24 protein-coding genes are annotated in these 23,013 nt (G+C 43.3%); 10 read left to right on the top strand and 14 right to left on the bottom strand.

The annotated features are described in order from the left end of the window. Nucleotides 1-34: 34 nt before the first annotated feature. Nucleotides 35-1,330, bottom strand: coding sequence for an MFS transporter (locus tag B9Y67_RS11490; protein ID WP_085506864.1), 1,296 nt, complete (start codon nt 1,328-1,330; stop codon nt 35-37). A 100-nt stretch (nt 1,331-1,430) separates the two neighbouring features. On the opposite strand from B9Y67_RS11490, the gene B9Y67_RS11485 reads away from it, so the two are divergent. After that, entirely contained in the window at nt 1,431-2,051 is a 621-nt protein-coding gene (locus B9Y67_RS11485) for an NAD(P)-dependent oxidoreductase (protein WP_085506863.1), read from the top strand. 239 nt (nt 2,052-2,290) lie between these two features. On the opposite strand, the gene B9Y67_RS11480 is transcribed toward B9Y67_RS11485, so the two are convergent. The 4 genes from B9Y67_RS11480 to B9Y67_RS11465 all read right to left on the bottom strand — a co-directional run bounded on the left by B9Y67_RS11480 (nt 2,291) and on the right by B9Y67_RS11465 (nt 4,938). Next, nucleotides 2,291-3,142 carry a M15 family metallopeptidase gene (locus B9Y67_RS11480; RefSeq protein WP_085506862.1) on the bottom strand — a complete coding sequence of 284 codons (852 nt, stop codon included), beginning with the start codon at nt 3,140-3,142 and terminating at the stop codon, nt 2,291-2,293. A gap of 149 nt (nt 3,143-3,291) precedes the next feature. Continuing rightward, nucleotides 3,292-3,534, bottom strand: a complete 243-nt coding sequence (locus B9Y67_RS11475; protein ID WP_062444120.1) for an IDEAL domain-containing protein — start codon at nt 3,532-3,534, stop codon at nt 3,292-3,294. 293 nt (nt 3,535-3,827) lie between these two features. Further along, a complete protein-coding gene (gene wrbA / locus B9Y67_RS11470; RefSeq protein WP_085506861.1) occupies nt 3,828-4,445 on the bottom strand; it encodes an NAD(P)H:quinone oxidoreductase in 618 nt (205 codons plus the stop codon). A gap of 274 nt (nt 4,446-4,719) precedes the next feature. Further along, nucleotides 4,720-4,938: a hypothetical protein gene (locus B9Y67_RS11465; RefSeq protein WP_085506860.1), complete on the bottom strand. Its 219-nt coding sequence runs from the start codon at nt 4,936-4,938 to the stop codon at nt 4,720-4,722. Nucleotides 4,939-5,178: 240 nt separating this feature from the next. On the opposite strand from B9Y67_RS11465, the gene B9Y67_RS11460 reads away from it, so the two are divergent. Beyond that, nucleotides 5,179-6,051, top strand: a complete 873-nt coding sequence (locus B9Y67_RS11460) for a cation diffusion facilitator family transporter (protein ID WP_085506859.1) — start codon at nt 5,179-5,181, stop codon at nt 6,049-6,051. A gap of 96 nt (nt 6,052-6,147) precedes the next feature. Here the strand turns inward: B9Y67_RS11460 and B9Y67_RS11455 are convergent, their stop codons facing one another. The 4 genes from B9Y67_RS11455 to B9Y67_RS11440 form a co-directional block, all read right to left on the bottom strand. Next, on the bottom strand, nt 6,148-6,702 hold the full coding sequence (locus B9Y67_RS11455; RefSeq protein WP_085506858.1) for a GNAT family N-acetyltransferase: 555 nt from the start codon (nt 6,700-6,702) through the stop codon (nt 6,148-6,150). Between the two features lie 71 nt (nt 6,703-6,773). Next, nucleotides 6,774-7,307, bottom strand: a complete 534-nt coding sequence (locus B9Y67_RS11450; protein ID WP_085506857.1) for a hypothetical protein — start codon at nt 7,305-7,307, stop codon at nt 6,774-6,776. Nucleotides 7,308-7,370: 63 nt separating this feature from the next. After that, a complete protein-coding gene (locus B9Y67_RS11445; protein ID WP_085506856.1) occupies nt 7,371-7,661 on the bottom strand; it encodes an AzlD domain-containing protein in 291 nt (96 codons plus the stop codon). Continuing rightward, complete coding sequence (locus B9Y67_RS11440; RefSeq protein WP_085509160.1) at nt 7,658-8,344, bottom strand: AzlC family ABC transporter permease; 687 nt, start codon at nt 8,342-8,344, stop codon at nt 7,658-7,660. The genes B9Y67_RS11445 and B9Y67_RS11440 overlap by 4 nt, the downstream gene beginning before the upstream one ends. A 582-nt stretch (nt 8,345-8,926) precedes the next feature. On the opposite strand from B9Y67_RS11440, the gene nhaC reads away from it, so the two are divergent. Continuing rightward, nucleotides 8,927-10,303, top strand: a complete 1,377-nt coding sequence (nhaC, locus tag B9Y67_RS11435; protein ID WP_176223979.1) for a Na+/H+ antiporter NhaC — start codon at nt 8,927-8,929, stop codon at nt 10,301-10,303. A gap of 214 nt (nt 10,304-10,517) precedes the next feature. Continuing rightward, a complete protein-coding gene (locus B9Y67_RS11430) occupies nt 10,518-11,345 on the top strand; it encodes an MBL fold metallo-hydrolase (RefSeq protein ID WP_085506855.1) in 828 nt (275 codons plus the stop codon). Here the strand turns inward: B9Y67_RS11430 and B9Y67_RS11425 are convergent. Further along, entirely contained in the window at nt 11,342-12,124 is a 783-nt protein-coding gene (locus tag B9Y67_RS11425; RefSeq protein ID WP_085506854.1) for a cobalamin-binding protein, read from the bottom strand. The two genes, B9Y67_RS11430 and B9Y67_RS11425, sit on opposite strands and share 4 nt — an antisense overlap. Nucleotides 12,125-12,220: 96 nt before the next feature. On the opposite strand from B9Y67_RS11425, the gene B9Y67_RS11420 reads away from it, so the two are divergent. After that, nucleotides 12,221-13,087 carry an alpha/beta fold hydrolase gene (locus B9Y67_RS11420; protein ID WP_085506853.1) on the top strand — a complete coding sequence of 289 codons (867 nt, stop codon included), beginning with the start codon at nt 12,221-12,223 and terminating at the stop codon, nt 13,085-13,087. Nucleotides 13,088-13,137: 50 nt separating this feature from the next. Here the strand turns inward: B9Y67_RS11420 and map are convergent, their stop codons facing one another. After that, nucleotides 13,138-13,890: a type I methionyl aminopeptidase gene (map, locus tag B9Y67_RS11415; RefSeq protein WP_085506852.1), complete on the bottom strand. Its 753-nt coding sequence runs from the start codon at nt 13,888-13,890 to the stop codon at nt 13,138-13,140. A 244-nt stretch (nt 13,891-14,134) separates the two neighbouring features. Between map and B9Y67_RS11410 the strand changes: the two genes are divergently transcribed. The 3 genes from B9Y67_RS11410 (at nt 14,135) to B9Y67_RS11400 (ending at nt 17,098) form a co-directional block, all read left to right on the top strand. Further along, complete coding sequence (locus tag B9Y67_RS11410; protein WP_085506851.1) at nt 14,135-14,638, top strand: GNAT family N-acetyltransferase; 504 nt, start codon at nt 14,135-14,137, stop codon at nt 14,636-14,638. A gap of 92 nt (nt 14,639-14,730) precedes the next feature. Next, complete coding sequence (locus tag B9Y67_RS11405) at nt 14,731-15,453, top strand: ABC transporter ATP-binding protein (protein WP_085506850.1); 723 nt, start codon at nt 14,731-14,733, stop codon at nt 15,451-15,453. Beyond that, on the top strand, nt 15,446-17,098 hold the full coding sequence (locus B9Y67_RS11400) for a putative ABC transporter permease subunit (RefSeq protein ID WP_085506849.1): 1,653 nt from the start codon (nt 15,446-15,448) through the stop codon (nt 17,096-17,098). The genes B9Y67_RS11405 and B9Y67_RS11400 overlap by 8 nt, the downstream gene beginning before the upstream one ends. Nucleotides 17,099-17,249: 151 nt before the next feature. Here the strand turns inward: B9Y67_RS11400 and B9Y67_RS11395 are convergent, their stop codons facing one another. Further along, on the bottom strand, nt 17,250-17,669 hold the full coding sequence (locus B9Y67_RS11395; protein WP_085506848.1) for a universal stress protein: 420 nt from the start codon (nt 17,667-17,669) through the stop codon (nt 17,250-17,252). Nucleotides 17,670-17,952: 283 nt separating this feature from the next. Here B9Y67_RS11395 and B9Y67_RS11390 point away from each other — a divergent pair, with 283 nt between their 5' ends. Next, nucleotides 17,953-19,425: a SulP family inorganic anion transporter gene (locus B9Y67_RS11390; protein WP_085506847.1), complete on the top strand. Its 1,473-nt coding sequence runs from the start codon at nt 17,953-17,955 to the stop codon at nt 19,423-19,425. 105 nt (nt 19,426-19,530) lie between these two features. On the opposite strand, the gene abc-f is transcribed toward B9Y67_RS11390, so the two are convergent. Beyond that, nucleotides 19,531-21,126 (bottom strand): ribosomal protection-like ABC-F family protein, encoded by a 1,596-nt coding sequence (abc-f, locus tag B9Y67_RS11385; protein WP_085506846.1) that lies wholly within the window; start codon nt 21,124-21,126, stop codon nt 19,531-19,533. 344 nt (nt 21,127-21,470) lie between these two features. Further along, entirely contained in the window at nt 21,471-22,235 is a 765-nt protein-coding gene (locus B9Y67_RS11380) for a (S)-benzoin forming benzil reductase (RefSeq protein ID WP_085506845.1), read from the bottom strand. 146 nt (nt 22,236-22,381) lie between these two features. Between B9Y67_RS11380 and B9Y67_RS11375 the strand changes: the two genes are divergently transcribed. Then, a complete protein-coding gene (locus B9Y67_RS11375; RefSeq protein ID WP_062444066.1) occupies nt 22,382-23,008 on the top strand; it encodes a YczE/YyaS/YitT family protein in 627 nt (208 codons plus the stop codon). Nucleotides 23,009-23,013: the final 5 nt, after the last annotated feature.

The raw sequence follows: 23,013 nt of genomic DNA, 5'->3' as shown, positions 1-23,013 counted from the left end.
GCAAGTGGACAGCCCAAAACATCCACTTGCTTTTTTAAGTATGAATTTCCACTTTATCCTGTAACTTTGTCTGATCTTTTGCATCTTTGGCTCCTTTTTCAATATCCACTTTCTGGAGCAATATCAAACCTGCTACAAAAAAGACGACAAGTGCCAGGATGCCCAGACGGCTTGAACCAGTCAATTGACCGACTAAAGCGAATAGGAATGGACCAAATATGGCAGCGAATTTGGAAGATATCCCATAGAAACCAAAGAATTCGGCATGACGATCGCCAGGCACCATACGGCCAAAGATCGACCGGCTTAATGATTGAGCTCCACCCTGAACCATACCGACACAAGTGGCTAAAAGATAAAAGTGAAGGGCTGATGTCATAAAATAGCCAATAATGACGATGATGATATATACGACTAAACTGAGCGACAGCGCATGTTTTGCCGTAATTTTCCCTGCAATCCATCCAAAAAAGAAAGTGAACGGTATCCCGACAAACTGGGTGATTAAGAGAGCAAGAATCAAATCGTTACTGCCGATGCCGATATCCCTGCCGTACACCGTCGCCATTTTAATGATAGTAGAAATACCATCATTGAACAGCCAGAATGCTACTAAGAACAGTAACAGCTGCTTATATTGCCTGATTTCCTTGAAAGTAGTGCCGACCCGCTGGAAGCCTATCTGCGCGAAAGATTTCGTCCGCTTCGGTTTGACCTTCTTTTCCTCAAAAATATTCTTAAATAAAGGGATGGAAAATATCAGCCACCAGATACCCACCGATACAAAAGCGAGTCTGGTTGCCATCAATGTGTCTGTGATGCCGAATAGTCCAGGCTGCATAATCATTAGCAGGTTGATAGCGAGAAGCACACCTCCGCCAATATATCCGAAAGCGAAACCCCAGGCTGATACTTTATCCATCGTATCCTCCTCGGCCACTTCCGGCAGAAAAGCATCATAGAAGACGTTACCTCCTGAGTAGCCTATTGTGCCAACTACCATCAGAACGGAAGCAAGCAGGTAATCCCCTTCCCCTACAAGAGCCATAAGAATACTGGCAACCATTCCCATAAATGCAAAGAACATAAGGAACTTCTTTTTAGCGGCAGAGTAGTCGCTGATAGCCCCAAGGACAGGCGCAAGTACAGCAACAATCAACACGGCAATGGATTGTGTATATCCCCAATAGCTGGCGGCAAGCGACTCTTTCAGTCCTGAGGCTGCTACATCATAATAAAAAACGGGCAGTACGGCCGCCATCATGGTTGTGGCAAAAGCAGAATTACCGAAATCATAAAATACCCAACTTAAGACCGGCTTCTTTTTCATATGCTTCCCCCATCGGAATACGACTTGTTATACTAAGCATAGCAAAATTTTACTGAAGTGATGCAATGTTTTTTCAGAATATTTTCTTAGGAGGAAGCGAATGAAAATTGCTGTATTCGGAGCTACCGGGAGAGTCGGATCTTATATGATGACATTTGCCTTGGAAGCAGGCTGGCAAGTTAAGGCTCTCGTACGAGCTCCCGAAAAAATCACTCAAAAAACACCTCAACTCGAAGTAATCAAAGGAGATGTTTTCGCCAAGCATTTAGTAGAAAAAACAATCGCAGGCTGTGACGCCGTCTTTGTCAGCCTTGGCACTGATAAAACAAATACACTTTCAGCCTCTGCCCCTCACATTGTTGCAGCAATGAAAAAACACGGAGTCATGCGAGCAGTGATCATAGGCACCGCCGGTATTTTAGACAGCCGCCACCAACCAGGGAAATACCGGTTTGAAACACCAGAAAGCAAACGAAAAACCACTACGGCAGCTGAGGAACATTTGAAGGCCTTTCAAATATGGAAAGCAAGCGGTCTGGAATGGACGTATGTCTGTCCCACTTACCTGCCTGATGGTGAGCCAACGGGTGAGGTTCGCTGCGAGACGGGGGGACTGCCAGAAGATGGTAAAAAAATAACTGTAGGCGACACAGCCTGCTTCGCCTTTCGGACCCTTCATGACAACCGATTTGTCCGCCAACGAATCGGGATTTGCTATTGAATGGGAAAATGGTCTTTTAAGAGACAATCTAAATAAATGTGAGATAAACACTAGCGGATGAGAGAAATTTAAGCGCCCATGAGAGACAAATGTTGAAAATAAAAGAGATAAAAATTGGAATAAGAGTGACACTTTTAAAATTAAGAGAGACAAGTTGTCTATTATAAGAGTCAGTTGCTTATAAAAACCACCACCTGTCAGCTAACAGCATTGCCTTAGCCTCAGGTGGTGGTTTTTATTTATGGATACAGGCCGAAAAATTCTTCTAACGTTTCTTCCTGTTGATGGATTTCTGCGGCTGGCTCTTTGCCTACATAACGTAAATGCCACGGTTCATAGGCATAACCAGTGATATCTGATTTTCCTTCTGGATAACGGATGATGAACCCATATTCATGGGCATGATCTGCCAGCCACTGACCTTCCTTCGTTTCGATGAAGTCTTGATCCAGCTTAAAGGCAGCGGCAGCTGATGTTATATCCATCGCAAGGCCGGTCTGGTGTTCACTTGTACCAGGCTTGGCAGAAAACTGGTTAGCATGTTCTTCCCCATTTTTCTTCACATTATCTTCATAGATCAGTTTCTGACGTTCATATGAGCGATACCCAGATGCTGCAATGAGTTCCACTCCGTCCTGCTTCGCTCCCTTGAACAATTCTTCCAAAGCCTCGGCAGCTTCCAGACGCATTTGTTTTTTCTCATGAAATTCCTCAAATGGGAAAGCAACTTCTGGTACAACAAGGTCATTCGGTTCAAAACCGTCCGGAAGCTTCCTGCTTTTATTCACCACTACAGTTAGAGCCTGCGGTTCATCTACCGTAACCACTTCATCTCCTTTATCTGTAGCAGATCCTTCTGCAGCACCCTCTTCTTTATTCTCAGAGTCGTTACTCTCTTTCTGTCCCTTTTCTTCCTTACTTTCTTCACCAGCTTGATTGGATTCGCCTTCTTGCTCAGGTTTCTCGGGAGCTTCCGGTTGGGAATCGTTATCTGCAGGCGTCGACTCATTTCCGGTTTCATTACTGAGCCCGCTGCACCCGGCCGCTAGCAGTAATAAAAAAACAAACATCAGACTGTAAAATCGTTTCATGGCCAGTATCCTTTCTTAAAAACTTAGCTCATTGCCAATAAGTATAAAAATCTACTAGACAACTATAACATGGAAAAAGAATATTTTTACAGTCTTTAATCCAAAAAGACCGGCTCACCTTTATGGTGAACCGGTCTGATATCTAATTATTATTCCCAAGTATAAGGCTGGTACTGCTTGCTTAAACGATCAAAACTATCTCGGTCTTCATTCGCGATTGCCTCATTGATCTTTTCATCCAATCTATGTTTATTGAACTCGTAACTTAATTCATCAAGAATCAATCTGGAGGCTAGCTGTAAACCAAAGGATAATTCTCGTTTAGCTGTAATTGTCTTATTTCCATAAACAGGGCTTCTTCGCAACACGTAATTGATTTTTTGCTTTTTCATGTGGCTTACCCCCTAATGACTTTTTTCTATTATGCAGGAAATCGCCGCGTTTTGCAACAATTTTCTGAATATTTACTATACAGTTCCCTGCAAATAATCTATTTAAACCTCAACTTAACGATTATTATTATGTAAATATTGGAAGTTGAAGAATCAAAAAGTCCCACCCGGCTGCAGCCCGATGGGACAAGTTATATGAGTCTCTAAACTCAATTTTCACTCTTGCTATTTTTACTCCTTTAAAAAGTCCGGAGTCTTTTTATTACTCTAAGCAATAATTTTACTATACCTTTTTATCCTTCTTTCTGACCTTTCACTACCATTTCAGCTACTTGAAGCGTACGCAGCGCCTGGTTGCGGACGGCTTCTTCTACATCTTCCTGCATATTGCCTTCAGCATCTACGGTTACGCTGGTTCCATATGGGTTCCCACCTGATGAGAATGCTGCATCATTTGTGTATCCAGGTGCTGCAATCAACACGCCCCAGTGGAAGAGACTTGTATATAGATTCAAAATAGTAGCTTCCTGGCCGCCATGAGGGTTTTGCGCTGAAGACATTGCACTTGCTACTTTATTCACCAATTTCCCTTGGAACCAAAGACCGCCAGCCTGATCCATCAACTGCTTGAACTGTGCCGGAACGTTACCGAAACGTGTCGGTACACTGAAAATATAGGCGTCCGCCCATTCCAGATCATCTACTTTAGCTTCAGGTACATCTTTGGTCGCTTGATAATGTTCTTTCCAGGCGGGATTTTGCTCAATGGCTTCCATTGGCGCAAGCTCAGGAGCCTTCACTAATTTGACTTCTGCCCCAGCCTGCTTCACTGCATCTTCGGCCCACTTGGCCATCTTATAATTGGTTCCGGTTGAACTGTAATAGATTACTGCTACCTTTACATTTGCCATAAATGATCTCTCCTCACTTTCATTATTTTTTCAAGCAGGTTATACTGCCCTTTTCACATTTTAACTACATTCCCGCCCTCCATACACTTCAAACTAAAGAATCTTCAATTGAAGATATATGATGCCACTGGTCACTTCAAAAATAGGAGGAATCAGACGACAGGGGCTGGTTGTTGAACTGTTTTATCTATGGACATAAAGCACAAATAAAAAGACTGCTCCAATAAGTCCGTGCTGGACTTATGGAACAGCCTGATGAAACAGGATGACTCCCTTAAATTACCATTTCGTAATAGGCCGGATATGTCCAATAAGCATCCGTCCACCCTCTTTGAATGGATAATTCTTCAAAACTTCTTGCCTGGCTGCCATAAAAACTAATCAATGCTTGTTCCGGCGTTTCTGACTCGGGGTTATAAGATAATAAGACTGGTTTAGAAAATTTCATTCCATCTACTGCACCTTCTATAATAACGGTTTCTTGAATAATCACACACCCACCCCTTTTCATAAAATTCTAAATATTGTAATAATTTCTCTGTTGATTTGTATATACCCTTGTAACAAAAAAGTAATCATCTTTTAATTTAATGGATGATTTGTTTGCTTCATACAAAGAATATTGCCATGCTGCAAATACTGTGACAGAGGCTATCATTGTTTCTCTAGACTTATCCACGAAGGCTTTGGTAAGCTATTTATGCTCGACAGCCTAAATTGCGGAGGCATTACGATGAATGAATATGAAAACCTGAAACGAGGAGAAAAAGGGGCATGGCTCAGTATCATCGCCTACCTTGTTCTGGCAGCAGTAAAATTGACCATCGCTTATATCGGGGGCTCTTCAGCTCTGCGCGCCGATGGATTAAATAATACGACGGATATCATCGCGTCACTCGCCGTCCTGATTGGCTTGAGAATCTCACGAAAACCCCCGGATGAAGACCATCATTACGGCCACTTCCGCGCAGAAACAATTGCCTCGCTGATCGCGGCTTTTATTATGATGACCGTGGGGCTCGAAGTACTTTTCGGTACCTTCCAGGCAATGTGGTTAAATGAATATAATCAGCCAAGCATGCTGACCGCCTGGACAGCCTTAGGCGGGGCTATTGTCATGATCGGTGTCTACCGCTTCAATCTATCTTTATCAAAAAAAATCGACAGTTCTTCCCTTTATGCCGCAGCCCAGGATAACCGCTCCGATGCCCTTGTCAGTCTTGGAGCTTTCACAGGTATCATTGGAGCACAATTCGGCCTGTTTTGGCTCGACCCACTCGCCGGTTTCATTGTCGGTATCATCATTTGTAAAACAGCATGGGATATCTTTTACGATTCTACACATACATTGACCGATGGATTTGATGAAGACCTGCTGCAGGATATCCGATATCATATTTCCAGAAATCAAGGTGTCTGGGAAGTAAAAGATGTTAAAGGGCGGCTGCAGGGCAACATTATCCTGATTGATGTGACCATTCTTGTCGATCCCCATATCAGTGTTCAGCAAGGCCATAACATCACGGATGAAATCGAGGATATGCTCGAGAAAGAGTTGAATATCCGTTATGCCCAAATCCACATTGAACCATATGAAGAAAAATAAAGCCATGTCCCAGGGAGGTCATTTCCCGGCGACATGGCTTTATTACTAGCACTAGAAGTTACATTCCCTTTCTGTAAAGGTAAACGGGGGTGTTAATCATATTTGGTGGTTTCTTTCACTGACAAAACAGTCTACCAGCTCATCGATATTCTTCCAGCCAAAAGCGGTCTCCTCATACGTACCTTCTCCAATTGTCACCATTTCGGCTTCAACCTGCTTCGCTCCGTATTTACGGTAAAATTCGCTGGATGGGTTATTCGTAAGCACCCAAACGAGAAGCGAGTGATAACCAGCTTCCTTCATCTCTTTCCCGAATGCTTCTAATAGCATTCCGCCAAGTCCCTTTCTTTGATAGGAATCGAGCAAATATATGGCATAGATTTCTCCATCATAACCGTAATGCTTGGTCCGCTCTTTCCCGCCTGAAACAAACCCCACGACTTCTCCCTGATCATTTTCAACGACAAGAGCAACCTGGCCGTTCACCGGCACCTTCAACACCGCTTCCCACAAGGCGATTCGGTTTTCAACGGTAATATTACTTACATCTTTTTCATCTATCAGATCTTTGTATGTAGATTTCCAGCTGCTGACATGTACATGAGCTATTTTTTCTGCATCTTCAAATACAGCTTTTCTTACTTTATACATGGGATGTCCTCCTTTTACATTAAATAGGAATGCCGGCAGCATTCGAGAAACGCTGCCAGCGATCATTCATGTTAACACTGAAAGCTGACAATACGGTCGGTGTCGATACCGAAATACACCCATTGTCTGCGACGGGGACGCCAGCGATATCCTGCAACAGATTGACGGCCAATAAACACCGGATAAAACCAGAACCGCTGTCCGTTACGTAATCTTACACGCGTCATCCGGTATAAACAGCGGTAAAAAGCAACCGGATCTACTGCATAAACGCCTGGTCCTCCCTGATATGTCTGCGGACCAAATTGAGGGACATCGGATGGTGGTGGTGGCAATTGCATTGTCTGACCTGGTCCTCCGCCTCCTGGACCCGGGAATCCGCCTGGTCCTTGACCGGGAAATCCGCCTGGTCCTCCTGGAAAACCGCCCGGTCCGCCAGGGAATCCTCCTGGTCCGCCCGGAAATCCTCCTGGGCCTCCACCGGGACCCTGACCTGGAAAGCCGCCTCCTCCTGGGCCTAAACCAGGAAATCCACCAGGACCCTGCCCCTGACCTGGGCCGCCAAAGCCTGGTAAATTAAAAAATCCTCCTTGTTGTCGATCCATATACGATCAAACTCCTTTATAGGAATAATCTCTACACTATATGCATCTCAACAAGGCGTGTGACTAGAGCGTTACCAAAAAGACAGTAGCAATCGCTCCCACTACCACAAGGATAATGTTCAATCCAAACCAAGCTAAAGCAATGGCTACTGCTCCACCGATCAGGCCGACATGAGGAGCATCGGGCTTCACCGTCATTATACCTGGAAAAATGAGAGCGCCAAGTGCTGCGTATGGAATAGCATTCAACCACCTGTCCACCCAGGCAGGGAAATTCAATTTATCTACAATGAAGGCCGGCAAAAAACGAGGTACTGCCGTTACAACTGCCATACCTATTATCACCCAGATCATTGTTCTTCCTCCCCTTTCAGCACGAAGATCCCACAGCTTCCTCCGATGATGGTGCCAAGCACAATCGCCCAGCCATCACTCATAAATAAGGAAAATAGAAAATTGATCAGCATGGCGAGTATGGCTATAAGGGCTACCTTCGTCTCTTTTTTTACGGATGGGATCAACAAACCGATAAACATTGCATATAAGGCAATTCCCATACTTTGACTGAGTCTGTCTGGTATCACATCTCCCAGTACTCCGCCTAAGAATGATCCGCCTACCCAGGATATATAAGCAGTTAAGATTAAAGCTCCATAGAACCAGGTACCATAAGGTTCCTTCGCTTCTTTATTATGCAAGGAAGAAACGGTGAACGTCTCATCGGTAAGGCCAAGTGACAAGGGCACCTTCCACTTCAAGCTAATATCACGAAGGCGGTTCATAAAAGACAAACTCATAACAAAATGACGGAAATTCAATACGAAAGTAGCGATAACAATTTCGACCATGCCAGTTCCAAGCGCAATCATATTCGCCCCCATAAACTGCGCAGCACCAGCAAAAACAAGAATACTCATTAATGTCAGTTCCAGATTAGTAAGTCCTGATTGTCTTGCCAGCACTCCATATGTAATCGCAATCGGCAAATAGCCGAGCATGATAGGAAATCCTGCAGCAATTCCCCGTTTGATCATCATCAAGCGTGCAGATTGGTTGGTTACAGCAACAGCATTAGGTTCCACGACATTCCCTCGCAATCATTAGAAAAAATTGGCATGCTGCCTTTAATTTTAACGAAATATGACATATGCCTTCTTTGTTTATAAATTGGTTTTCTTCTCAACGATAGAAAATTTCCACTATTATACACAATTATAACGGAACTTGAAAGAATTTATAGTAATTACGCTTACGAAGAAAATTTTGACATCAAGATATGCATTGACAACAATCCTTGCTTTCCTTTATATTTACTTTACAACATAAAAGCGTTTAAGTATAAAAGATTTGCATAGGAATGCCGCAGTAGTATAGTCAGAAACAGCAGTCAGAGACTGGGTGTACGCTGAAAACCCAGGTTTCTTTCTTTTACGAAATACAGCATTCGTTAAGCGTGTTTTCTTTTTCAAGAGTGGATGAACATTTGTCATCAAACAGGGTGGTACCGCGGAGTAAGCTTCGTCCCTACAGAGGGATGAAGCTTTTTCTATGTCTGCGTGCCAAATACCCTCCTGGCACATTCGCTTGATAGACCTTATTTATTAGTGGGAGGAATTGTCTTGTTACATTTACAGCCTAAGAACTTACCTCGGTTAATGGAATCTATCGGCATGCTGGCCGTCATTGTCATCCTGATCAGTTATTTCATTATCGAACTGCAGAGTGTGCCCCATGTACCGATTTTACTGGCGGTGCTGATTATGATTACGTATGGATTTGCAAGAAAGTTTTCCTTTAAGCACCTCCAGGAAGGTATGGTGCAGGGAGCTCAATCCGGGATGGGAGCTGTACTGATTTTTTTCCTGATTGGTATTCTGATCAGCAGCTGGATGGCAAGCGGGACAATCCCAGCGCTTATGGATGTATCGTTTGCTCTTGCAGGCGGCTCCTGGTTTTTGGCAATCGTATTTACAATTACAGCCATTACCGGCGTTGCACTCGGCAGTTCATTCACAACAAGCGCAACATTAGGCGTCGCTTTTCTTGGGGTAGCCCAGTCTATGGATGCTTCTCTTGCCATGACTGCCGGAGCGATTGTTTCCGGAGCATTTTTTGGAGATAAAATGTCTCCTCTCTCTGATACGACCAACCTTGCTTCTACAGTGGTCAAAGTAGATTTATTCGAACATATCAAAAACATGACCTGGACGACAGTCCCGGCCTTCATTATTAGCTTTATCTTGTTTGCTGTCTTGTCTCCTCAAAAACAGGTAGAGTCCGAAAATTTAAAAACGATCCACCAGACATTGAATGATTCTGGTCTGGTCCATTGGAGTTCATGGATACCAGTACTTGTTTTACTTGCCATGACTGTTACCAAACGGCCGGCATTCGTCGCCTTAGCTGTGAGCAGTATAACAGCGACACTCATCGCGGGAGTTCGCGATGTGTTGCCATGGGGAGAATTATGGAGTACGTGGTTCGCCGGATACAGTGCCAGCACAAATAATGAAATGGTAAACGAAATGCTTTCCCGAGGTGGGATTGAAAGCATGCTATTTACTATATCACTTGTCATTATTGCCCTGGCCCTTGGAGGATTACTCTTTGTGACCGGCGTCATTCCAGCTGTTTTATTCCATGTTCAGCGCCTGCTGCAATCCGTACGGACAATCACTTTATCGACTGCTTTTACTGCAATCGGCATCAATGTGTTTATTGGTGAACAGTACCTGTCCATTTTGTTGACTGGTGAAGCCTATCAGGACGTCTATGATCGGGCAAAGCTTGCCAGAAAAAACTTGTCACGTACACTGGAAGATGCCGGAACAGTAATCAATCCGCTTGTACCTTGGAGCGTCTGTGGTGTATTCCTTGCTGATGTCCTTGGAGTAGCAGTCATCGATTATCTTCCATTTGCGTTTTTCTGTTTGTTAAGCCCAATACTGACAATCATTTATGGACTGACCGGCAAAACAATTACAAAACAAGCATAGTTTATTTTAAAAGATAAGAAAGTATAAAATTTTAGCTGGCTAGCTTCAGCGCCCAGACTCTCGCGACATAAGCACCCCGTCTTGCGGAAGGGAAGCACACCTTCCTCCAGCCGTTTTGCTTATGCGTGTCGTGTCTTTCAGGGCGCTTACGCTTTTCCTATGCATAACATCTTTGTTTTCAATGAAGACTAAAAGAAAACAAGGAGTATGATATATGGATAAGCATGAGGAACATTTACAAGAAGGCTGGAAAATGGACCATGCGGAACCCGATATCATCAAAGAGGACCTGGCGATATACCAGACGCTGGTTGCCAATGTCTGTATGATTGGTGCTGAGGGCTCAGACGATTGGGTGTTGATTGATACCGGGATTGCCCGCTATGGAGAACGGATACAGGCAGCATGTGAAAAGCGGTTCGGAAACCGTCCTCCCAAAGCAATCATATTGACCCATGGCCACTTTGATCATGTAGGATCTGCCAAATACCTATGCAAACATTGGAATGTCCCTTTGTTTGTCCATCCAATGGAATGGGATTATGTCATTGGAAGACGGGATTATCCGGTCGGGGATTCAACCGTAGGAGGCGGGACGATCGCTTTACTCTCCCCGTTCTTCCCATCACGTGGAAAAAATCTTGCCAAGTTTGCGGAAAAATTGCCAGAAGACGGATCATTACCATTTTTACCGGATTGGCGTTATATCCATACCCCAGGTCATACACCGGGACACATTTCATTATTCCGGGAAAAGGACCGGGCCTTGATTGCAGGCGATGCTTTTGCCACCGAAAAAACGGAATCCAGTTTATCTGTTTTCACCCAGGCCCAGCATGTACACGGGCCACCTGCGTATTATACGCACAACTGGAGGGAAGCAGAAGCCTCCGTCAAACTTCTGGCGGAACTTGATCCTTCCGTCGCCATTACCGGACATGGTCTTCCAATGGAAGGAGAAGTCCTTAACAAACAATTGAATGAACTGGCAGATAATTTTCGCGAACTTGCAATCCCTAAACATAAGCGGAACATCCATTAATTCCACTCTGTTTCAGGATGAAGCAGTTCGGCAAGCTTTTTTAAGCCTTCCAATAACCGTGGAGACGGTCTGCAGTACAGTGATTCTTCGAGAACATGAATTCTATCCTCTTTTATTGCAGGCATCTCCATCCAGCCCGGTCGCTTTTTCACAAGCGCCGGGTTCATTTTTTCTTCTTTCACTCCTACCCATACCATACAGATATGGTCCGGGTTACGTTCTAAAACATCATCCCAATCTGTTTTAACATTCGCTTCCGTTTCTGTGCGGAAAATATTATACCCCCCGGCAAGTTCACTGATTTCTGTCAGCCAGTTCGCTTTGCCAGGAGTGAAAATTGGTTTCGGCCACCACTCCCAATATAATGAAGGGCGATCTTTTAGCTCCTCCGCCTTGTTACGGTAAATAGTAATCGTTTGTAAAAACTCTTCTTTCCTACCCCTGGCCTCAGCTTCTATCCCAATCGCCTCCCCAACAGTGACAAGATCCTCTCCGATCTCTTCTATTGTATTAGGATTGAGAATAATGAACGGCAGCCCCTTTTCTTTTAAGCCTTCGATGTTTTTTTCCATTCCTGGCACACTCAGTGATGCCAGTACAAGGTCGGGTTCCAGTGCTGCGACTTTATCGATATCAATCGATAAGTCAGGACCGACGCGCGGAAGCTGATTAACGCTTTCCGGCCAATCCGAATAGTCATCTACTCCGACCAGCCACTCCGTTTTCCCTAGATATTCAAGTAATTCTGTATTACTGGGGCAAATCGACACAATACGCAAAACGTCCCCTCCCATTTCTGAATTGTCAGGTATTTCATTTTCTTCCATTATAGCTTATATTTAAAGTATCGATAAACGAAAGGAAAGGGTGAAAGGATGAAGCCGGTATTATTGGAAACTTCAAACGGACTGGTTGAATTCAGGTATGAAGGACAAGGACCAGTGATATTGTTACTGAAAGGTGGCCATTGCAGCCGTGATACGGACCTTTCCCACCAAAGTCTGATCCACGAAGGTTATAAACTGCTGACCGTTTCTCGTCCAGGTTATGATAAAACCGATATTAAAGCCGGAAAGACACCGGAAGACTTTGCAGACACCCTGATAGAAATCCTGGATCACCTGGCAATCCCATCTGTCCAGGTGATCGCTGTATCCGCAGCCGGTCCAACAGGACTTGCCCTGGCTTATTATTACCCTGAGCGTGTTACTTCTCTTATATTGGAAGCTGCACTTGTCACTCCTTGGGAGGTAAGGTTTAAACGCAAAGGAAAGCTGTTGTTTGGTCCGGCGGGGACCCTCGTCTGGAAAGGACTCCGGGGATTATTGAAAGTACAGCCGGATTTCGTCATGAAAATGATGCTCAAAGAACTGACAACGGAAGATCCTGAAAAATTACTAAAACAGTTATCCAGTCAAGATCGTAAGTTCGTCTATGAGATGTTAGCCACTTCCCATTCCGGAAAGGGATTTTCCGCGGATTTGGAGCACCAGCCGATTGATTTATCTAAACTAACCGTCCCTGTATTAGGTATGTACGCCAAGAAAGATGGCAGTGTTCATTATTCGAATGCTATTCTGCTGCAATCACTTGTCCCCCATAGTGAAATTTATGAAGTACCGGCAGACAGCCACCTAATCTGGATTGGAGAACACGCAAATGCTGTCTGGCGAAAACGACTGGACTTTTTACAGCAGCATACGAAAAAGCCATCTGCAAAACAAACGGTGGAGAGCCGTTAAAAAAAGCTGTTTCCAATGGCTTAGATCAGCCTTTTGGAAACAGCTTTTTATTAATCATCTTGTTCGGTCAAAATCACAGGGCCATCGGCGGTGATGGCAACTGTATGTTCATACTGGGCCGACAAGGAACCATCAACCGTCCGTGCCGTCCAGTTGTTGGTGTCCATCTTGCTTTCCCAGCCTCCGATATTTACCATGGGTTCAATGGTTATTACCATACCCTCTTTTAAGCGAGCGCCTTTTCCGGCTTCACCAAAGTGAGGGATGTATGGATCCTCATGAATCGTTTCACCGATACCATGACCGGTGAAATCGCGGACCACTGAATACCCTTCGCCTTCCACATAACTTTGAATCGCATGACCAATATCACCAATACGGTTGCCGACACGAGCCTGCTCAATCCCTTTATATAAAGATGTCTTGGTTACGTCCATTAATTTCTGTGCTTCTTCACTGAGGTTGCCGACTGGATGGGTCCATGCGGAATCCGCCAATCCGCCGTTTAAGCGAATGACCATATCGACCGTCACAATGTCTCCATCTTTCAATTCATCTTTTCTCGGGAAACCGTGGCAGATCTCATCATTAATCGAAGCACAAGTAGCAAATTCATAGCCTTGGTAGCCTTTCTGTTCAGCTGTAGCTCCGTGCTTCTCTAAATACTTTTCGACGAAATTTTCTATATCCATCGTCGTGATGCCAGGCTTGATAAAAGTCCGCAATTCTTTATGCACCTGTGCCAGCAGTTTACCAGCTTCGTGCATTAATTCGATTTCCCGTTTGCTTTTTCTTTTTATCATATTCTGTTCCCCTCTTTCCAATATATCAATATCCTTCAACTATTATAGATAATAACGAAATATAATGTGATAGGCTAACCATACGCTATTGTATCAGATTGAGTGCTAAACACCACAATACACGCAGCTGACATACCTGTGAACGCACCAGAATCCCATCTTACTCAATTTTTACTATTTCCTCTATTTACAATAACAAAAAGATAGGCTACTGTATTCAATAAAATAAAAGAGGTGGATAACAATGGAAATACGTCGTTTGTATTCGGAAGATGCCGCCGCTTACTGGGACCTTCGCATAGAAGCACTACAGACTTCTCCTGATGCATTTATCACTACCTATGAAGATGCTGTGGCCAAGGAGAATCCCATCGCACAGGCAGCAGACCGGATGACTAGTAAAAATAATTTTACATACGGAGCTTTTATCAATTCCAATCTGGTCGGCACGGTAACCATGCTGCGTCAATCCCACAAAAAGTTTTCTCATAAAGCGGATATTCTTGCTATGTATGTCTCCCCTCACTCTCGTGGAAAGAATATAGGAAAGTGGCTGCTGCAGCAAGCTATTGAAGATGCAAGACAAACAGGCATAGAACAGTTACTTTTAGGCGTTGTGTCTACTAATGAACCAGCTGTTCGTTTATATCAATCCCTCGGATTTATGGTGTTTGGAACTGAAAAGAACGCCATTAAAGATGGCAGTATTTATTTTGATGAATATATGATGGTCCTATTTTTAACGTAATTACTATTTTCTAACCATCACTACCATACACAATGAAACTTATTTCCAGAGAAATCGTATATTAACAGGAACATAAAGAAGGTGGGATACGATTGATAACAATTAAAAACGTGACGAAAGAATATGCCGGAAAAACAGCAGTCAAAAACCTGGACTTAGTCGTCCCCGACGGAAAGATTTTCGGGTTCCTCGGTCCGAATGGAGCCGGGAAATCAACGACAATTAAAATGATTACCGGTATACTCCCAATCGACGATGGGATAATTACCGTGAACGGTTATGATATTGCCAGCCAGCCGATTGAAGCGAAGAAAATTTTTGGGTATGTACCAGACAGCCCGGACATTTTCCTCCGCTTAAAAGGGATCGAATATTTGAACTTCATCGGAGATATATTTGATATTCCAAAAGATACCCGCGAGGAAAAAATCGAGGATTTGACGAAAAGCTTCGGGATATATGAAGCGCTTGACGACCATATCCAAACCTATTCCCACGGAATGCGACAAAAAATTGTTGTCAGTGGTGTACTGCTGCACGACCCTGATGTATGGATACTAGATGAACCGTTGTCCGGACTTGACCCAAAGTCATCCTATACGTTAAAAGAAATGATGAGAGAACATGCTGCCAAAGGAAATACTGTCTTTTTTTCCACCCATGTCCTCGAAGTAGTGGAGCAATTATGTGATGAAGTAGCCATCATTAATAAAGGTAAGCTTCAGTTCAGAGGTAATATGAAGGAAATGAAGGAACAATTTGAAGCTGATGAAACACTGGAGAAAGTCTTCCTGGAGCTGACCAGTAATGAATAAGACGCTCCGCTTAATCCGAACGATGTTAAAAATGCAGTATTCTTTGGCAGGCAAAAGCAGCGGAGAAAAAATCGGATATGTTTTGTTAGCAATATTTTTGATTCCTTTCTCAGGCATTATCATCAGTGTTCTGAATGCCATCGTAGAAACACTATACGACCAGCTGGCGCCGACAGGAAATGAAAACGCACTGCTTGGTCTATTGTTCGTCGGGATGACCATTGTTCTGTTGTTTGTCAGCTTGAGCTCGGTCCTAAGCTCCTTTTATTTTGCTGAAGATATTGAGGGTTTTATTCCCTACCCTTTCCATCCCTACCAGCTGCTTGCCGGAAAAGCCGCGGCACCATTCATCAACCTGTATGTGACGAGCGGTGTCCTGATGGTACCTATCTTGACGTTATACGGAATCCATAGTGGCGCAGGATTCACCTATTACATATTTGCCCTATTACTGTTCCTTGTTTTTCCAGTCATTCCTTTTACGATGATGGCCATTCTATTGATGTTTTTCATGCGCTTTGCCAATATAGCAAAAAATAAAGATCGCACTAAAGTGTTCGCCGGTCTGCTTACTTTTGTATTTATAATCGGCTTCAACGTTATCATCCGTCTGAATCAAAATCCCGAACAGACCGCTGAAGGAGCCGCACAGCTCATTGAGCAGCAAAATGGACTATTGAATGTAATTACTGGCATGATTCCTACCGCTTATTTCAGCACAATGGCATTACAAAATGCAAAAGGGTTAAATGGATTATTTTTCCTGATGCTGATGCTCGCTATTTCTGCAGGAGCTATCTTCTTATTCCTAACTGCAGGTCAAAAGTTTTATTTCAAAGGTGTGCTCGGCCTTACAGCAGGAAGTACGAAAAAATTCGATTCTGGGAAGGTCGCTAAAAAAATTAAATCTCAGCCCGTATTTTTGGCATTACTTTTAAAAGAGTTACGGATCATTTTCAGAACACCGACATTCTTCATGCAGATTGTTGTGCAGAGTTTATTTGGACCGGTCTTTTTGATCGTTATCCTGGTTTTTGAAAGTTCCTCGGGATCAATCGGAGCACTTGGCTCCATGCTAGAACAGTTCGATGGTAAAGCTCCCCTGTTGTTATTATTTATCTTTACGTTGTTCATTTTAGGGGTCAATCCAGCCTCCTACTCATCTATTTCAAGAGATGGTCGAAGCTGGCCCGCTAATTTGTACTTGCCTGTCTCCGCAAAAACTGTAATTTTCAGCAAAGTGATGACAGCATGGCTGATAAATTTGCTTTCGATCATTTTATTAGCAGTAGTAGGCCTAACGGTCGTTCCGATGCCCCCTGCATTATTTACTGCCTGGATTGCGTTGACGTTTTTAGCAAGCTGGTTCACCAGTCTGGTAGGTACAGCGCTCGATTTGAACGACCCTAAACTCAATTGGACAGATGAACAGGAAGTATTCAAATCACGGTTTATCAGTCTCATAGCATTATTAATTGAAATGGGGACGTTCGGATGTATCGTTCTGCTATTGTGGAATATTGACTCCCTTCAAAGTCTGTGGATGACATCGCTCTTACTTGCCTTATTATTGGGCCTTGCTATTGTCATCAGTCACATAGTACTACAAAAACTAATCCGTACTAAGTTCCTTAAAACCCGTTAAACGTACAATAGCGCAAGCGCCTTGCTCACCCGCGACAAGCTGGAGCTGGATGTAACCCACTACTTAAAGTTATCTACAAAAAAGAAATTTTATAATTTCCTAGACTAAAAAACGCTTGAGCCCTCGAGAGGTTCAAGCGTTTTTATATGATTCATTTTACAATCATGACCGGACATTCGGCGCGTTTCGCCACTTTATGGCTGACACTTCCTAACACCATTTCCTGAAGCGTATTAAGACCTCGGCTTCCGATAATAACAATGTCAATATCCTCTTCATTGGCATACTTGACGATCGTTGGTCCTGGTTCTCCCCGCTTTAGAACTACTTCATAGTTGACGTTCGCTTTTTCCAGACGTTCCTCTATGGGCTTCAGACGTTCAAGCCGTTTCATATCGATCGTAGCCTGGTTCCCTTCCGCAAGTACGTCATGTTTAGAAGTATCTCCATCGACAACATAAATGACCGTAATATGGGCATTCCCCTGCAGCCTTGCAAGCTCAGCTGCCTGCTCTGCTGTACGGATCGAGTGATCTGAACCATCAGCTGCAATTAAAATATTCTTGTACATAGCTTTCTCCTTCTCAATTAAATTCATCTTTTCATTTTATCACGTTTTAACTTAAACAAAATATTTTTTTCTTATGAAATTTTTACTCCATAAACAGTAGAAACTTGATTTTGCCTTATATACGAAAGTAAAACGGAGTATATGTAAGCATGTGTCGAAATCATGCGCTTACATGCGATTACCACTTATTGTTTATGCGTGATATAATCAGTTTCGTTCTTGCCGGAAATAGCACTGTTATGGGCAGTGCGATAGTTTTAAAATATAGAAAAGAGGTGCAGCATTGAACGTAGAACCAATTAAAAATCAATGGTTTGGAAACGTGAAGAACGACGTGTTGGCAGGTCTGGTCGTAGCCATGGCTTTGATTCCAGAAGCTATCGCCTTCTCGATCATTGCCGGAGTCGATCCGATGGTGGGTCTTTACGCTTCCTTCAGTATTGCTGTTGTCATCGCTTTTATGGGTGGACGTCCGGGAATGATATCCGCTGCGACAGGAGCTATGGCGTTATTAATGGTGACATTAGTAGCAGAGCATGGATTGCAATACCTGCTGGCCGCCACTATTTTGACAGGTATTATTCAATTCGCATTAGGTGCTTTGAAAATTGGACAATTTATGAAATTCATCCCACGTTCCGTTATGATCGGTTTCGTAAACGCACTTGGGATACTGATTTTCACTTCCCAGCTTCCTCACTTTGTCGGTGAGAGCTGGCCAATGTATGCTTTAGTTATCGGGTCTTTAGGTATCATTTATCTTTTTCCTCGAATCACTAAAGCCGTACCAGCTCCGCTAGTAGCTATCATTGCTATGACAATCCTGGTCACTACCACGGGAATGAATGTGAAGACTGTAGGAGATATGGGAGAACTGACTAGTACCTTGCCAATCTTCTTGATTCCTGATATTCCGTTGACGTTCGAAACATTGCAAATCATTTTCCCAACAGCTTTAGCATTAGCTTTTGTCGGTTTGCTGGAATCTTTATTAACTGCGCAAATCGTCGATGATATGACGGATACACCAAGTGACAAAAACAAAGAAGCACGCGGACAAGGTGTTGCTAACGTCGTTACTGGTTTCTTTGGCGGTATGGCTGGCTGTGCAATGATCGGACAATCTGTCATTAATGTAAAATCAGGCGGACGCGGCCGGTTATCAACGCTTGTTGCTGGTGTGTTCCTGATGTTGTTAATTATCGCTTTCCAAAATGTATTAGTACAAATACCAATGGCCGTACTTGTCGGCGTCATGATCATGGTTTCCATCGGTACATTCGATTGGAGCTCTTTAACGAAGCTTCACATTATGCCGAAAACCGATGCCGCTGTCATGATTGTTACCGTTGTAACGGTTGTTAAAACGCATGATTTATCCAAAGGTGTCCTCGCTGGTGTCATCTTAAGTGCCATTTTCTTCGTAGCAAAAATTTCTTCGGTTCATGTTGCAAAGAAATTCGAAGAACAAACACGTACGTTGACCTATACAGTAAAAGGACAAGTATTCTTTGCTTCTGTCGATAATTTAATCAAACATTTTGATTTCAATGCAGACGCAGATTACGTTAAAATCGACTTCAGCCATTCCCATGTATGGGATGATTCCGCTGTGGCAGCCATTGATAAACTCGTGTTGAAGTTCCGTGAACAAGGTAAAGATGTCGAAATAACCGGGTTAAACGAAGACAGTTCAAAGCTTGTTAAACGACTTGGTGTTCATAATAAACCAAACGCTTCCTTATCTAACCATTAAGTGAATTTGCAATTAAATAAACAAAAGCTTAGAGTTTTTATATACTCTAAGCTTTTTTATAATGACATGAAATGTTGCATTTGACCTCCTAAAGACCATCCATTACTAGCTATTTTTTAGCTTTCTCACCCGGCTGAGCACCATCTGATACTCTTCTTCTAACTGACTGATATCCTCTCCTTGCGCTCCCATACTGATTTTACTGATCAGTTCGGTTAACTTCGTTTCAAGCGCCATTAAATCATACTCCTGCTCATCTACCTGTTTCGGCTTTCGTTTCTCTTTTTCATAAGCTTGAAGACTCCCTTCAAAACTATTGACCGTTTTGTTCTCCAGCACCCATAGATGGGTGGCTGTACGGTCTACAAACCGCCGATCGTGCGTAACGTATAAAACGGTACCCGGATAGTCACGCACGAGACCTTCCAGTGCCTCGATCGCCTCCAGATCAAGGTGGTTGGTAGGTTCATCAAGTATTAATAAATTGTAGTCGCCGGTCAGCAACCGCGCGAGAGCTACTTTGACACGTTCCCCTCCGCTCAGGACGCCAATCGTTTTATGAACATCATCCTCTTTAAAACGCAGCCTTCCAAGTATGATTCGTAATATATGTTCCGGAAGCTGGCTAGTTGACCTGACAAATTCCAGCACACTTTGCTGATTCGGTAGTTTTTCCAAAGACTGATCAAAATGCCCGACTTTCGTCCGGGCGGCAAAATCAATGGTATCTCCGCCTGCAATCAGCTGGCGGATCAATGTCGTTTTCCCACTGCCATTTACGCCAATGAGCGCTGTTTTCGACCCTGTCTTCAACTTCAAGGATGAGACCTCGTATAATTTCTTTTCTTCTATTGTTCCAACAACCTCTTTCGCAATAAGCAGCTGCTTGCGGTGGATTGGTGATTGAAGGATATAGTCCATTTTTACTTCATCCCACTCAAAAGGTTTATCTACGTTTTCCATCCGTTCAATCCGGCGTTCGATAACCTTTGATACCCGCTCAATTTTCTTTTGCTGACCGGCGGCTTTGTTTTTACCAAGCTGCCATTCCGAGTTACCCATCCTGGACGGGGGTTTACGCATTCCTTTTGCCTGGTTCCGCTTGATAGTCAACCGTTCCGTCAAACGCTGCTTCTCTTTTAAAAATTTTTCATGCGCTTCCTGCTGCTGCCTTCTCTGCTTTTCTTTTTGTGCCGCATAAAAGCTGTAATTACCCGCGTAACTTGTGATTTTCCCATCTTCCAACTCCCATATTGCGGTACATACCCTATCCAGCAAACTTCGATCATGAGAGACAATGACAAACGCTCCGTAATGGTTTTCCAATTGCTGTTCCAGCTGTCCGATGTGGTGCCAATCCAAATTATTGGTCGGCTCATCTAAAAACAATAGCTCCCTCTTTTCAGTAAATATCCGATCCAGCTTTGCTAACGTTTTTTCGCCTCCACTTAAAGAGTTCCATCTCTTGTTCTGACTACCGATATCGTCCAATTGCTGAAAACAGCTATATTGCGTATGAAAATCAACTTGCGGTTTCATTTCTGTGGCTCCGGTCAGATAATTCAATAGCAGCGTTTTTCCCTGACCATTTTTCCCTACCAGGCCGATCCGGTCGCCTTTATGAATCTTCAACTCATCTATATCCAGTAACTTTCTGATACCAATACTATATTCAATATTCATCGCCCTCATAAAAAGCATAAAAAAACCTCCCTGATTATTCAGAGAAGTGGTGTCACATCATTACTTATACAGATAGACGGAAGGACAGAATCCCTCTGCGGCGACTGGTCAAGCAATGATATCCGATTTTGGACAGACTAACCCCATCTCCGAACGAGTGAATGTGTTTATTCAAATCTCGTCTAAGTAATAGGATTAGTACTTCATTGCTCTAAACTTCAGTCCCTTCTTTTTCGTTACAACTATTATATGATGATAATGTATGCGGTTGCAACTGATTTTTGTATCACAGTTGAAGCAGGAGAGTGCGTATGGTCACAGACTCCTGCTCATTCCAGAAATCAACATTAAATTTATAAACTTTATTCCTTAATTAAATCATAGAGCTTATAAACTTTTCCGTTTTCTATTTCGTTTGGTTTATTCAAAAGATCCATTAACACAGCAGATACCGTATCAGGTCCTCGGAGTTGCCCTTCTTCTTTCAGCTGTCTGAATTTCTCTACATCCCGGAACGCTTCTTTAGGTGCGGAACGAATGACATCCTGCATGTCCGTATCCATCACCCCCGGGCTGTAGGCCAGGATATGATGATCGCTGTCTTTCAATTCAAGTTCCGCTGCCACCGTGGCTGTAAATTGATTGATTGCCGCTTTTGTGCTGTTATAAGTACTCCATCCTGGTGTTGATTTTTCAGCAGCACCAGAAGTTATGTTGACCATAGTCAGCTTTACATCATGAGTCTCGGCATATGATAAGAGACTGTTCGTCCATACAATGGGCGCCACCAGATTAACCTGAACATGCTTCGTCACCTGATCCGTATCCAAATTCCCAACCGTCTCAATCGGCTCAATCATACCAGCATTATTAATCAGATAAATATGATAGGTCTCATTGTTAAAGTGATTTTCAGCTATTTTCTCAAAGCATTCTTTCGCTTGCGCACTGTCACTCAAATCACAGGAATAATGGTGGTAATCGGCTTTCTCATTCTTTGAAAATTTCTTTAGTTCTTCACTTCCTGAACGGGAAATGCCAATGACATCTATCCCATATTCCATAAAATCTTTAGCAATGGCTTCCCCCAGGCCTCTTGATTCACCGGTTACAATCGCAAACTGCATCTAAACCCCTCCATTTTTCAGTTAAATATTCGCTTCTCTTTTACCATAAAATAAATAGATCCTATCGTCGAACTTTACATCCCAATAGGGTAAGTATATGCTTAGGAAAGCATCAGTTATTGTTATTAGCTTAAGGAGCCAGCACAATGAAGCACTTGATTCTATTTATCATTTACCTGGCAGGAATAGTAATTTCCAGTCTTGGTTTAGCTATGATTATCAAGTCAGGATTAGGCGTAGGCCCAGGCGACAGTGTGGCGGTCGGAATCTCCATGCATCTCCCTGTCTCGGTCGGTACCGTATTAATCATCAGCTTTATCATTTTATTATTAATCAACGCCAGGATCGAAAGAAAACGTCCCGTTTATGAATCTATCCTCCCTATTGTGGTCCGGGGATGGACATTAGATATTTTTCTATACAACGTACTACCTGAGGGTTATGACCTCTGGTGGTCTCAATGGCTTGTTTTCACACTCGGATTGCTGGCAATGGGAGCGGGGATCGCACTATACCTGCGCACACCGTTTCCACGAATTCCATTGGATCACTTTATGATGATTGTCAACAAACGAACAAACCAATCCAAAAGTTCTGTTCGTATATTTGCGGAATCAGGCCTTGCCCTGGTCGGGTATTTACTTGGTGCGCCTGTTGGTATCGGTACACTTATCGTTGCCTTATCGACTGGACCGGTGATTCAAATGTTTTTCGTCCTGTTCCGACCACTTATCAAACTCTGGGGCATCCACGAACGGGAAAAAATGTTATAAAAAAG

The sequence above is a fragment of the Thalassobacillus devorans genome (assembly GCF_900176565.1).
GTDB classification, from domain to species: Bacteria; Bacillota; Bacilli; order Bacillales; family Halobacillaceae; genus Thalassobacillus; species Thalassobacillus devorans_A.
The sequence above is the reverse complement of the archived record's forward strand: the minus strand, read 5'-3'. Positions and strand labels throughout refer to the sequence as shown.